At 71.6% G+C, this 11,518-nt stretch carries 14 protein-coding genes and 1 pseudogene; 11 read left to right on the forward strand and 4 right to left on the reverse strand.

Going from position 1 to position 11,518, the window contains the following annotated elements; all coding sequences use genetic code 11:
* Positions 1–83: 83 nt before the first annotated feature.
* Together ACFYPN_RS07355 and ACFYPN_RS07360 are read left to right on the forward strand one after the other, a co-directional pair.
* Positions 84–728 (forward strand): hypothetical protein, encoded by a 645-nt coding sequence (locus ACFYPN_RS07355; protein WP_389297190.1) that lies wholly within the window; start codon positions 84–86, stop codon positions 726–728.
* Positions 729–922: 194 nt separating this feature from the next.
* On the forward strand, positions 923–1,966 hold the full coding sequence (locus tag ACFYPN_RS07360) for an MBL fold metallo-hydrolase (protein WP_389297192.1): 1,044 nt from the start codon (positions 923–925) through the stop codon (positions 1,964–1,966).
* Between the two features lie 113 nt (positions 1,967–2,079).
* On the opposite strand, the gene ACFYPN_RS07365 is transcribed toward ACFYPN_RS07360, so the two are convergent.
* Positions 2,080–3,339 carry an MFS transporter gene (locus ACFYPN_RS07365; protein ID WP_389297194.1) on the reverse strand — a complete coding sequence of 420 codons (1,260 nt, stop codon included), beginning with the start codon at positions 3,337–3,339 and terminating at the stop codon, positions 2,080–2,082.
* A 192-nt stretch (positions 3,340–3,531) separates the two neighbouring features.
* On the opposite strand from ACFYPN_RS07365, the gene ACFYPN_RS07370 reads away from it, so the two are divergent.
* On the forward strand, positions 3,532–3,723 hold the full coding sequence (locus ACFYPN_RS07370) for a hypothetical protein (RefSeq protein WP_389297196.1): 192 nt from the start codon (positions 3,532–3,534) through the stop codon (positions 3,721–3,723).
* Positions 3,724–3,796: 73 nt separating this feature from the next.
* On the opposite strand, the pseudogene ACFYPN_RS07375 reads toward ACFYPN_RS07370, so the two are convergent.
* From ACFYPN_RS07375 to ACFYPN_RS07385, 3 genes and pseudogenes are all read right to left on the reverse strand, one after another.
* Positions 3,797–4,067 (reverse strand): annotated as a pseudogene (locus ACFYPN_RS07375) (IS5/IS1182 family transposase); the annotation flags it as partial.
* Positions 4,066–4,557, reverse strand: a complete 492-nt coding sequence (locus ACFYPN_RS07380) for a GNAT family N-acetyltransferase (RefSeq protein ID WP_389297198.1) — start codon at positions 4,555–4,557, stop codon at positions 4,066–4,068. The gene ACFYPN_RS07380 and the pseudogene ACFYPN_RS07375, both read right to left, overlap by 2 nt.
* Positions 4,551–4,883, reverse strand: coding sequence for a rhodanese-like domain-containing protein (locus ACFYPN_RS07385; protein WP_389297200.1), 333 nt, complete (start codon positions 4,881–4,883; stop codon positions 4,551–4,553). Before ACFYPN_RS07385 ends, ACFYPN_RS07380 begins: the two co-directional genes overlap by 7 nt.
* Positions 4,884–5,331: 448 nt before the next feature.
* Here ACFYPN_RS07385 and ACFYPN_RS07390 point away from each other — a divergent pair, with 448 nt between their 5' ends.
* From ACFYPN_RS07390 to ACFYPN_RS07425, 8 genes are all read left to right on the forward strand, one after another.
* Complete coding sequence (locus ACFYPN_RS07390; RefSeq protein WP_358763203.1) at positions 5,332–5,727, forward strand: cell division protein SepF; 396 nt, start codon at positions 5,332–5,334, stop codon at positions 5,725–5,727.
* Positions 5,728–5,782: 55 nt separating this feature from the next.
* Complete coding sequence (locus ACFYPN_RS07395; protein WP_358763201.1) at positions 5,783–6,976, forward strand: ATP-binding protein; 1,194 nt, start codon at positions 5,783–5,785, stop codon at positions 6,974–6,976.
* Positions 6,973–7,332 carry a nucleotide pyrophosphohydrolase gene (locus tag ACFYPN_RS07400; RefSeq protein ID WP_358763199.1) on the forward strand — a complete coding sequence of 120 codons (360 nt, stop codon included), beginning with the start codon at positions 6,973–6,975 and terminating at the stop codon, positions 7,330–7,332. The genes ACFYPN_RS07395 and ACFYPN_RS07400 overlap by 4 nt, the downstream gene beginning before the upstream one ends.
* Before the next feature lie 123 nt (positions 7,333–7,455).
* Positions 7,456–7,965: a DUF6099 family protein gene (locus tag ACFYPN_RS07405; protein ID WP_389297203.1), complete on the forward strand. Its 510-nt coding sequence runs from the start codon at positions 7,456–7,458 to the stop codon at positions 7,963–7,965.
* A 58-nt stretch (positions 7,966–8,023) separates the two neighbouring features.
* Entirely contained in the window at positions 8,024–8,947 is a 924-nt protein-coding gene (locus tag ACFYPN_RS07410; RefSeq protein WP_389297205.1) for an LLM class F420-dependent oxidoreductase, read from the forward strand.
* 81 nt (positions 8,948–9,028) lie between these two features.
* The gene (gene mmuM / locus ACFYPN_RS07415) at positions 9,029–9,934 is read left to right on the forward strand and encodes a homocysteine S-methyltransferase (RefSeq protein WP_389297207.1); all 906 of its coding nucleotides are present in this window, start codon (positions 9,029–9,031) and stop codon (positions 9,932–9,934) included.
* 142 nt (positions 9,935–10,076) lie between these two features.
* On the forward strand, positions 10,077–10,610 hold the full coding sequence (locus ACFYPN_RS07420) for a hypothetical protein (protein ID WP_389297208.1): 534 nt from the start codon (positions 10,077–10,079) through the stop codon (positions 10,608–10,610).
* Positions 10,611–10,899: 289 nt separating this feature from the next.
* A complete protein-coding gene (locus ACFYPN_RS07425; RefSeq protein WP_358763190.1) occupies positions 10,900–11,349 on the forward strand; it encodes an SPW repeat protein in 450 nt (149 codons plus the stop codon).
* Positions 11,350–11,518 lie beyond the last annotated feature (169 nt).

The following is an 11,518-nucleotide window of genomic DNA, read 5'->3' on the forward strand; positions in this document are numbered from 1 at the left end:
GACCTCCGGCAAAGGGGTGCTCCGAGCAGGGCGGGACGGGCGTGACTGGTTCTCGTACAGGTTCGTGGACCATACTGCCCGCCGTGGAGCAGAGCATAGATTCAAACAAGACGCCCGAGTTCGCCGCAGGTACAGACCCGGCGTACATTCCCGGCCTCACGGCCCCCGTTCCGGCGCGGACGGAGGACGACGAGAAGGCCGGAGCACCGACGGAAGACGTGGAAGCGGCGGAAGCGGCGGACGGCGATGCCGGTGTCGCCGGAGGCGCCGACGACGTCCAGGACGCCGTTCCGGTGGACGCTGCGAAGCCGGCCGACGTCGCGACGGAGGACACGAAGGACACGGAGGGCGCCGTAGGCGGGCGGACCGGCGAGAAGTCCGCCGGCGGATCCGACGAAGGTGACGCATCCGACGACGGTGACCAGTCCGGTGAGGGTGACGAGTCCGGTGCGCCGGTCTTCGAGGTCAGCGACCGGCGAGGGTCCATCCGCGTGGACAAGTCGGGAATCCGGTTCACCCTCGACGACCAGCAGGCCGACTTCGACTGGTCCGAGGTCTCCGCGGTCGAGGTGAAGACGGCCCGTACGGCACGCCGGTTCACCCTCACCGTCCACGTCTCCTCGCGCCGCTGGTTCAACGGCGAGGTGGTCGCGGAGAGCCGGAAGCGGCTCAAGGAGTGGCCGGAGGAGCTCGACGTGGTCCTGGACGCCTACTTCGAGGAGTCCTGACACGGCCCCGCGCGCGGGAACGCCTGATTCCACCACCAAGAGGGCCGGGAAGCCACGGACGCCACCCGGCCCTCCCTCATGCGCGGGCCTGGTTTCCCTTGGGCCATGTCCGACCCTGCGCGTCGGATCGGCCGGAACGGCCGGACACCGGCAAGGGCCCCTGCCATGTCCGACGGGCACGGCATAATCGCCCCATGCCGATCACGGGTGGGGACATCGTCGACCTGGGCCAGGGACTGTACGTCTGGCTGCCGCCGCACAGGGGTTGGGGGCTGGCCAACTGCGGTCTGTTCGCCACGCCGAAGGGGGCGCTGTGGATCGACACCCCCTACGACCGGGCGTTGGCCGGGCAGTTCCTGGCGGCAAGTCGGGAGTTGCTGCCGGAGGGCGTTTCGGTCGACCGGGTGATCGTCACGCACGCCAACGGTGACCACTTCTGGGGCGCCGGCGTCGTGCCGGACGCCGAGATCATCGTCACACGCGGTGCCCGCGAGCACATCCACTTCGAGCCCACGCCGCGGCAACAGCACGCCCTGATCGCCTCCGGCGATCCCGACACTCCACTCGGGGCGTACCTGTCACGCCACTTCGGTCCGTTCGACTGGTCGGAGACCGAACCCGTCGTACCGACCACCTACTTCACCGGCGAGCTGGAACTGACTCTGGCCGGACACCCGGTACGGATCACGGCGTTGCCGCCCGCCCACACCACCGGCGACCTGATCGTCCATCTTCCGGACCACGACACGGTGTTCACCGGCGACGTGATCTTCGGCTCCACCCCCGAGCGGCCCGGCGACCACCCGTGCCACTGGGCCGGACCGCTCGCCCAGGTGATCGAGGCGTGCGAAACCGTCCTGGCGACCGGGGCGGAGACCATCGTGCCGGGCCACGGCCCGCTGCTCGGCCCGTCCGGGGTCCGGGACCACATCGACTACCTCGGTCACGTGCGCGAGCGCGCCCACACCTTCCACGAGGCCGGAATCTCCGCGCCGGAGGCGGCCCGCCGGATCGTCGCCGAGAACCGCCACCCCGACCTGGGCCTTCCCGAGCGACTGGCGTTGACGGTCGGCACCGAGTACCGGCATCTGAACGGCGCCGAACAGGGGGGTGTGTTCGAGGCGATGTTTGAAGTCGCTTCGCTGGCACGGGACATCGAGCAGGGGCTGGTCCCCGCCTTCGTCCCGGGGCAGGCCGTCCACGGCGAGGGGGAGCTCCCGATCCACCACGTCGGCTGACCCCCCCCCATGCCCGGAACCTTGCGCGGGGTCCAGCAAACCGTGCTCACCAACGCGCACCGCCTACAGACGGCTCGACCCCTGGCAGCAGACACCTGCTGTCGGGCGGGCGGTCAACTACCGGCAGCACCGGCGTTCCCGCTGCCGGAAGTCTCCCGCACCTGCTCTGCGGGGGTGGTCCCCGCGGCACTCCGGGGCGTCGGACGCAACATGGGGGCCCCGAGGACGACGAGAAGGATGAGTACTGCGGGCACGCCGAGAGCGGTCGGCAACCCGGTGACGGTGCTGACCGCGCCGATCACCAGGGGCCCGATGAGGAACCCCACGTATCCGAGGCTGACCACGAGCGACAGCGCCGCGCCGGCGCGGGAGGGGTCGCGTTGGGCCGCGGCCGCGTACACCTGGGGAGCGATGCACGACATTCCGGCCCCCAGACATGCGAAGCCGATGACCGCGGCGACGGGGTGTCCGATCAGCAGGGCGGCGATCATGCCGGCCGAGGCGAGCACCCCGCATCCGCGGACGAGCAGCACGGGGCCGAGGCGCAGGGCCAGACCGTCACCGAGCAGTCGTCCGGCCGTCATCGCGACCGAGAACGCGGCGAACGCCACAGCGGCGAAGGCCGGCGTGCTGCCGAGGCTCTCGTGCAGGTAGACAGCGCTCCAGTCCGCGGCCGTTCCCTCCCCGACCAGGGTGCACATGGCCAGCCCTCCGAGCAGCAGCAGACCGAACGAACGCGGTCCGACGCGCTTGCTCCCGGGCGCCGGCTCGGACTCCGCGTCGGCCGGGCGGATCGCGTCTCCCCGCAGAGTCCAGGCGATCGCCCAGAGGGCCAGCACCAGGACTCCGGCACCCACCATGACGAAGGTCGTCCCCGGACTCACGCCCTGCTGCGCGAACAAGCCGCCGACCGCGGACCCCAGGAAGCCGCCGATGCTGTACACGGCGTGGAACGACGTCACGATGGGGCGGCCCCACGCGCGCTGGACCTCCATCGCGTTCGCGTTCATCGCGATGTTCAACGTGCCGTGCGCCAGGCCGAAGACGAAGAGTGCCGCCATGAGCCAGGCCAACGACGGCATGAACGCTGCCGGAGCGAGCAGCACGCCTTCCAGCAGCGCCGTCGGCACCAGGACCCGGAAGCTTCCCCAACGGTCGACGAGCCGTCCCGGGCCCAGCATGCCCGCTATCGCTCCCAGGGCGAACGCAAGGAGCGCGAGGCTGAGCAGTCCTTCACTCAGGCCGAGTTCCGCCTTGATCGCGGGGATGCGGCTGGTCCAGCAGCCCAGGGTGGCACCGAAGAGCAGGAAGTAGAGTGCCGTGGCCGCGCGTCCTCGGAGGAGAGCGCGGCTTCGTACCTGATCACGTTTCACGCGGGCGATCTCCGTCCATCCCCTGGCCCTGCGCCACTGCCACCGAACGCTGGTTCTTCCCCCGCCGGCGGTGCCGCCACCGCCGGACCCGCCGACAGTTGCCGTCGGCGGTTACCGTCGGCACAGCGGCCGGAACGACCGGCAGGGGTCCACGTCGTCGGGCGGCCCGGGGGTGCACGCCCCACCGGCGGCATGAGCGTGTTCGGCGTGATCGACATGGACATTCCTGTCTTCCGCGTGGCTTCCGGGGCGGTTGTCGCGGTCGGAAATCGGCTCGGAGCACCTGAACTGGCCCGAGTCGACGGGGAATCCCCATTTCTCACGCGCTGCGGCCCGTTCGCAGAAGACAATTTCGCAGGCCAGCGGCTGGAGAGCGCTCTCTGAAGTTCCCTTGATCCTAGGTAGACTCTCGTGAGAGTGTCAACGCCATTGCGCGAGAAGGTAATTGAGGCATTCAGAGCTGGCCGCCGGGTGGCGTCCGCGTCCGGTGGTGACCCAAGGGGCCGGAGCCCTCGGGCGCGGTCGGCCGCGATGGGGATGCCCCGGCATGCACAGATCCGGATGGCGCGGTGCGCGCGGGCCGCGGTCGCGTCGTGGCACCGGCCGGGCGGCGCGGGTGAGAACCGCTGCGCCTGGGCGGCTGGGCCGGTCACGACCTGCACGTTCACCCCGTGGCGGCGGTGCTTTTGCGAGGAGTCGGCCCGGCCGTCGCCCACCCGGTCGCCCTCACGGTCTGCCGGACGGAATCTGTACGGGGAGTGAGAATCTGACCTTGGGAGATGCCTGGGCTCCTGCGCGGGTGTAGAAGCGGATGGCATCGGCATTCCACTCGGGCGTCTGCCATTGCACCTGAGCCAGGCTGCGGGCCGCTGCTGTGCGGGTCACCGCGTCGAGCAGTCTGCGTCCCCAGCCTTCTCCGCGGTGTGTCTCGGTGACGAACAGGCAATCCAGATGGATGTAGTCGGACGCCTGCCAGGTGGAGAATTCCAGTGAGCACGTCGCATAACCGGTGAGTTCTCCTTCGTGATCGCCCACGAAGCACCAAGCCCTGGGATCCGCCGGCAGCAAGGCGGACTCCAGGCGAGTGGCGAGATCGGCAGGGACAGGCCCAGCACCCTCGAACGCGGCGTGCGCGGCGCACATCTCCGCCACCTTGGGCAGGTCGGCCAACAGGGCCCGGCGGACCGTGCCGCCCGGCCGTGGGGCGTCCGTCAGCATGCGCAGGTGATGGAGCCGAGCGGGGCGGTCAACCGGTCCGCCTCGCTCTGCTCGATACCGGCCAGGGATTCGACCGGGAGCAGGCTTGCGGCTCGTGCCGGGATGTCGGCGGTGGGCAGGTGGACCGCGCCCGGTACGTGGCCCTGCTGCCAGCCGGCGATGCCGCGTGAATCGACCAGGACGAAGCCCGGGTCGGCGGAGTCGTGTGAGGCGCGGACGTCGGAAACATCCGCCTGGAAGGTGAGGCGTGCGGCGAAGTCGGCGGCGGCTTCGGCGGGAGCCGCGGGCGGTGTGGGCAGCGCGGGGCTTGCATGGGGGTTGGCCATGAGCAAAACGTTACGAGGCGTAGCTGCACACCAGAACAGACAATCATCGGCGTTATCCGCTTCAGCCGGTGATGTCGCGGCATTCCTGAACTATGACCGCTGTTCCTTTGACGAGACGGACATGCGCAAGGTTGGGCGCGCGAGCCACGCGGAGTGGGCGCGAACCGTGTCCATGTCGGCCGGTGCCGTCACCTGACGCCGCGCCCAGCGGGGGGCCGGAGGCGCGGCGTCCCGCCCCGGAGCCCAGGGCGAGTGGAACGACCGAGTCGTCTCGGGCTACGTTGATGCCGCGTCCAGAGCCGACCCGGCAGGGGGCGGGCCCGATCCGGAGGATCGGATTCCCGGCCGTGTCGCTGGTGGGCCGAACGGGTGAGGGGCGAGAGGATTGCCCGATGAACAGCGAGCGCGGCCGGCGCACCGTCGACCGGCACACGGACGAGGTGACCCTGTGAGCAGGTACGACAGGTACGACGCCACTGACGCACAGTGGGAGGGCCTGGCCCAGGTGGTGCCGCTGCGGGGCCGCAACGAGTGGCCGTCCCGGGTCGATCACGGCGCGGTTCCGCAGGAGAGTGCCGAGGAGCAGCGCCGATTGGTGGTGCTGCGGGTCCAGGTCTTCTCCGACGCCCGCGAGGTGGCCGAGTACCTCGTCGCGCAGGTCCCGGTCCTGCTCGACCTGACGGCGGCCGAGGCCGACGTCGCCAAGCGCATTCTCGACTTCAGCAGCGGGGTCGTCTTCGGGCTCGGCAGCGGCATGCACCGGGTGGACCGGAACGTCTTCCTGCTCGCACCCCTCGGCATGGAGGTCGAGGGGGTGACCCCGGCGGGCATCCCTCAATCGTAGGAAGCTTGTCCGGGCGTAACGGTTCGCCGACCCGAGCCGTGCGTACGGTCCGGTCATGACCACCACCGCCCCTCCTCCGGGTACGACCCGTGTCTGTCCGCCCCGTACCGCTCCCGGCACACCGGCCCGGCCGGTCCGCCCCGTCGTCACCGAGCTGCGGCTGGCCGCCTTCGCCTCGCACTGGCGCAGAACCCTGCCGCTGGGGCCGCTGACCCTGCTCACCGGCCCCAGCGGCAGCGGTGCGTCCTCCGCCCTGCGGGCCTACGAGGCGCTGGCCCGGCTCGGCGCGGGCGACGCGCTGGAGGAGGTGTTCCCCGATCCCGTCGCCTGCGTGCCCGAGCGCGCGGTGGCCGACTCCGAGGGCCGGCGGGGGTTCCGGGTCGGCTGCACCGTGGACGGCCCGGCCGGGCCGGTCCGGCTCGATGTGGCCGTCCAGGCCGAGCCGTCCCTGCGCATCGTGGGCGAGCGGCTCACGGCGGGCGGGCAGACCCTGCTCACCACCGCGCTGCGCGACCCGAGCCGCCCCACGGTGCAAGCCGCCTGGCACACGGCAGGGCAGGTGCCGGTGACCCGGGCTCCCCTCCCGGACGGACGGCTGGCCACAGCACTCCTGCCGCTGCGGGTCGCCGGCATCACCGAGGGCCAGTTGCGCGTCCTCGCCGCCGCCGAGCAGGTGGTGGTCGGCCTGCACTCCGCCTTCCCCTGCGATCCGCTCCCCCGGGGGATGCGCGGACCGGTCCCCGCCGGGGCGGGGCGGCTGCGCCCCGGCTGCGACAACCTCGCCGCGGTGCTCGCCCGGACCCGTACGCAGTGTGCGCAACGGCACGCCCGGCTGGTGGCCACGGCGGCGGCCGGGTGCGCGGGGCCCGTGACCGCGCTGACCACGCGGGATCTGGCGGACGGCACGGTGGAGGCCCTGGTGGGGCGCGGAGCGGGGCGCACCACCCCGATCGGGCGCCTCGGCGACGGTGAACTGCGCTATCTCGCCCTCGCGCTGGTACTGCTCACCGGCCCTCATGTGCTGGAGGTGAACACCCCGGACGAGATTCCCTGGGCCATGCGCGCCCTCACCGTTCTGACGGACGGGTTCGACCGGGGACTCGACGGCCGCCAGTCGGGGGAGTTGCTCCGGCTCGCCGCCGGGATCTGCGCCGACGGACACCTGCGGATGATCGGCACGGTGGGAGAGGCGGGTGCCGCTCTGGCCGGCCGGACGGAGGGCGCCACGGTGGTAGACCTGTCCGGGTGACCGAACTCGATGTGACACAACTCCAGCGGCGGCTCGTCGCGTTCGCCGAGTCCAGGGAGTGGGGTCAGTACCACACGCCCAAGAACCTGGCGGCGGCGCTGAGCGTCGAAGCCTCCGAACTGCTGGAGATCTTCCAGTGGATGACCCCGGAAGAGGCGGCGGCCGTGATGTCGGACCCGGGGACGGCGCACCGGGTGGAGGACGAGGTGGCCGATGTCCTCGCCTATCTGCTCCAGTTCTGCGCGGTGCTCGGAGTGGATGCGCTGGCGGCGCTGTCGGCGAAGATCGACCGGAACGAGACCCGCTTTCCGGTTCCGGAGAGCTCTGGTTCCCCGGAGCATCACTCTTCGGAGTGATCGGCTTTTCCACAATCGTCTGTGTATCCACAGATTTCCGAATTCCTCTGTCCTTTCGGTACCGCCTACCTCACTGTGGGTAATGGACTGGGTGACCGGGTTTTTGTAGGGACGGGGGACCGAATGGAAGCGGAACGACTGGTCGAGATCGGACGACGCGCGCTGGCGGAGAGCCGGGGTGCGGCGGACATCATGACCGAGGCGTGGCAGGCCCAGGCGCTGGCGCGGGCCATCGGCGACCGGCTGGCCGCCACCGGGCCCGCCGAGTTACGCGGTGACGCGCGCGGGCTCGGCGAGATCGGCGGACGCGACTGGTCCGCACCGGATTCGCCGGTGTTGCTGACCGGACAGGCGCGCGCTGCCCGCCTCACCGAGGTGGCCGACGTGTCGCGCACCCTCGCCGGGCTGGCACTGCTGCTCGGCGAGGCCGGCATGGCTCTCGTCGGGGTCGCCTGTGACACCGGCGAGGACACCCTCTACTGGCTGTGCATCGAGGCGATAGACGCGGCCGACGAGTCCATGGACCGGGTGCGGGGCATGCTCGCCCGTCTCGCCGAACAGGCACAGGAGCGGGCACGGGAGCGAGCGAGGGAGCGGGACGGCCCGTACGGCGCGGTCCGGGGGCGGGGGTAGCGCCGTCGGGGGCGGGCCCGTGCGAGGGGAGCCTGGCGGGAAGAGGCAGGATGGAGGCATGGACCTGCGCATTTTCACCGAGCCCCAGCAAGGGGCGAGCTACGACACCCTGCTGACCGTCGCCAAGGCCACCGAGGACTTGGGCTTCGACGCCTTCTACCGGTCGGACCACTATCTCCGCATGGGGTCCGGTGACGGCCTGCCGGGCCCGACCGACGCCTGGATCACGCTGGCCGGTCTGGCCCGCGAGACCAAGCGCATCCGCCTGGGCACGCTCATGACGGCGGGCACCTTCCGCCTCCCCGGCGTGCTCGCCATCCAGGTCGCCCAGGTCGACCAGATGTCCGGCGGACGGGTCGAGCTGGGTCTGGGCGCGGGCTGGTTCGAGGAGGAGCACAAGGCGTACGGCATCCCCTTCCCGAAGGAGAAGTTCGGCCGCCTGGAGGAGCAGCTCGCCATCGTCACCGGTCTGTGGGCCACCGAGGTCGGCAAGACCTTCACCTACGACGGCACCTACTACCAGCTCACCGACTCGCCCGCGCTGCCCAAGCCGGCCCAGGCCAAGGTGCCGGTCCTGATCGGCGGCCACGGTGCGGTCCGTACCCCCCGGCTGGCCGCGCGGTACGCGGACGAGTTCAACATCCCGTTCGCCTCGCTGGAGGACACGGAGAAGCAGTTCGGCCGGGTGCGGGAGGCGGCGAAGGCGGCGGGGCGCGCACCCGACGACCTGGTGTACTCCAACGCCCTCGTGGTCTGTGTCGGCAAGGACGACGCGGAGGTGGCCCGCCGGGCCGCCGCCATCGGCCGGGAGGTGGAGGAGCTGAAGGCCAACGGCCTCGCCGGTTCGCCGGCCGAGGTGGTCGACAGGATCGGGCAGTTCGCGGCGGTCGGTTCCTCGAGGATCTACCTCCAGATCCTCGATCTCGACGACCTGGACCACCTGGAGCTGATCTCCTCGCAGGTCCAGACCCAGCTGGTCTGAGCAGGTGATCCAGCGATCCGGTGAGCCGGTGATCCGGTCCCTGTCGGCCTGAGCCGGCCGGGGTGACGCGAAGGAGCCCCTGTGCGTACCGTCCCGAGACCGCTCGCCGACGCCCTCGCCGAGGGGCCGGTGGTACTCGACGGAGGGCTCTCCAACCAGTTGGAGGCCCAGGGGTGCGACCTGTCCGACGCACTGTGGTCGGCCGGTCTGCTGGCGGACGCGCCGGAACAGATCGAGGCCGCACACACGGCGTACGCGCGGGCGGGCGCACAGGTGCTCATCACGGCCGGCTACCAGGCGACCTTCGAGGGGTTCGCCCGCCGGGGGATCGGACACCTCCGGGCGGCGGAGCTGCTGGCGCTGAGCGTGGAGCTGGCCCGCCACGCGGGCGACCGCGCCGGACGCGAGACCTGGGTCGCCGCCTCGGTCGGGCCGTACGGGGCGATGCTCGCGGACGGAAGTGAGTACCGCGGCCGGTACGGCCTCTCCGTCGCGGAGCTGGAGCGGTTCCACCGCCCTCGGGTGGAGGCGCTCGCCGCGGCCGGGCCGGACGTACTCGCGCTGGAGACGGTGCCGGACGCGGACGAGGCGCGGGCGCTGCTCCGGGCGGTCGCGGGCACCGGAATCCCCGTCTGGCTCTCGTACACCGTCGCGGGCGGACTGACCCGGGCCGGGCAGCCGCTGCGGGCGGCGTTCGCTGAGGCCGTGGAGAACGACCAGGTGATCGCGGTCGGGATCAACTGCTGCGACCCGGCGGACGCGGAGGACGCCGTCCGGTGCGCGGCGGAGACGACCGGCAAGCCGGTCGTCGTCTACCCCGACAGCGGGGAGCGGTGGGACGCGCGGGGGCGCCGGTGGACGGGGACGAGCACCTTCGGCGACCCGGAACACGTACGCACCTGGGTACGGGACGGCGCACGGCTGATCGGCGGATGCTGCAGGGTCGGCCCTTCGCGGATCGCCGCCCTCAGCCGTGCGTGGGAGTAGCCGTGCGGACGCGGGCGCCGCCGCGGGCCCGTCTTCCCCGACCGGGTGTGGCCGGCCCCGGCATCCGGGTGAGCGCGGTGGCGAGCGAGTGGTGGCTGGGCGCAGTCGGCGATTCGGCCCCGCCACCGGGTAGGCCCCCGACATGATGAAGCGCGCGCTGTGGCAGGGACTCGTGGCCGGTGGTGTGGGAGCCGTCGTGATGACGCTCGGTGAGAAGGCTGAGCAGACCGTCACCGGGCGGCCGGATTCCCACGTCCCGGCGCGCGTCCTGGAGCGCCTGACCGGCTTGCCGGAAGGCTCCGGTGGGCGGTCGCTGCCGTTGAACCAGGTCATGCACTTCGGGCAGGCCGCCCTCCTCGGGGTCCTGCGCTCGGCCATGTCCCTCGCGGGAGTGCGCGGGCCCGTCGCCTCGGCCCAGTTCACCGTGGTCCGCCTCACCTGCGACCAGATTTTGGAGAACGCCACCGGTGTGGGCGCCCCACCGGCCACCTGGCCCCGCGGGGAACTCCTGTGGGACGTGGTGCACAAGACCGTGTACGCGTTCGCCACCGGCCTTGTCGCCGACGCGCTGGCGGCGCGGGGCGGACCCGGTCCCGGACAGCTTCACGCCGCTCGCCGGCCCGGTCGGCACGGCGACGTGGGCCCCGTGTCCCGCGATGCCTCCTTCGGCCGGTAGCCGGCCCGCACGGGCCCGGAGCGGCCCCACCGTGTGAGAGCGCGGAGTCGCGACTGTCGTCACATACTGGATCAGCGGGCTCTGTGCCACCCTGCCGGCCGCGGGCGGGCACGCGGCGCGCTTCCGGCCGCGCCGTCACCAGTTCCGCGCGCGGGGCGGCCGCGAGGTGGCAGAACACCTGGCAGAACATCCGGCAGAGCCCCCCGGCGGGACGGCGGCGACGGGCAGCGGCGTGACCGTCCGCGCCCGCACCGACGATCAGGCCGCACCAGGGACACGGAGGAGCGCGATGTCGGTACCCACACTTTCCTCGCACGAACAGAGAACGCGTCAGGCCCAGTTGATCCTGCTGCACGGGTGGCGCGAACAGATAGTGACCTGGCTCATGATGGTGACCGCGATCGTTCTGTGCTTCGCGCCGTGGATCTGGGGCAATGCCCCCGACGCGGCGAAGGACGCCCACCGCAATGAGCTGGCCATCGGCATCATCGTGCTGCTGGTCGTCCTCGCCAGATTCAGCCGGCATGCGGGCCCCTGGAGCGATTGGACCGTGATGGCGGCAGGGGGATGGCTGGTGGCATCACCCTGGATCCTGGGCCTGCAGAAGGCGGAGACGTTCAACAGCGCACAGCAGACCATCAACGTGGCGGCGGGGACCGTTCTGATCGTGCTGGCGGTGGCCTCCCTGATGCTGGGAGCGGTGCTGCGGAAGCGAGAGGGGCCGGGAAACGCCCCGTAGGGGCGGCAGGAGCCGCCGGAGCGCCTCGCCGCACTGAGCCTTTGGGATCTCCGGGAACGAGGCCGGTTCCCCGTGCCGTACGAGGGCACGGGGAACCGGCCTCACTGTCATCTCCCCGTCAGGCGTGGTGCCGGTCGCTCTCCCTGACGAGGAAGCGCCGGGGTTCCAG

This window comes from Streptomyces sp. NPDC005576 (genome assembly GCF_042871745.1).
Classification (GTDB): Bacteria; Actinomycetota; Actinomycetes; order Streptomycetales; family Streptomycetaceae; genus Streptomyces.

Coding starts and splice junctions, on each gene's coding strand:
- ACFYPN_RS07360 (WP_389297192.1), top strand. CDS start 923: ATGCCGATCACGGGTGGGGACATCGTCGACCTGGGCCAGGGACTGTAC.
- ACFYPN_RS07370 (WP_389297196.1), top strand. CDS start 3,532: ATGAGCGTGTTCGGCGTGATCGACATGGACATTCCTGTCTTCCGCGTG.
- ACFYPN_RS07380 (WP_389297198.1), bottom strand. CDS start 4,557: ATGCTGACGGACGCCCCACGGCCGGGCGGCACGGTCCGCCGGGCCCTG.
- ACFYPN_RS07385 (WP_389297200.1), bottom strand. CDS start 4,883: ATGGCCAACCCCCATGCAAGCCCCGCGCTGCCCACACCGCCCGCGGCT.
- ACFYPN_RS07395 (WP_358763201.1), top strand. CDS start 5,783: ATGACCACCACCGCCCCTCCTCCGGGTACGACCCGTGTCTGTCCGCCC.
- ACFYPN_RS07405 (WP_389297203.1), top strand. CDS start 7,456: ATGGAAGCGGAACGACTGGTCGAGATCGGACGACGCGCGCTGGCGGAG.
- ACFYPN_RS07410 (WP_389297205.1), top strand. CDS start 8,024: ATGGACCTGCGCATTTTCACCGAGCCCCAGCAAGGGGCGAGCTACGAC.
- ACFYPN_RS07420 (WP_389297208.1), top strand. CDS start 10,077: ATGATGAAGCGCGCGCTGTGGCAGGGACTCGTGGCCGGTGGTGTGGGA.
- ACFYPN_RS07425 (WP_358763190.1), top strand. CDS start 10,900: ATGTCGGTACCCACACTTTCCTCGCACGAACAGAGAACGCGTCAGGCC.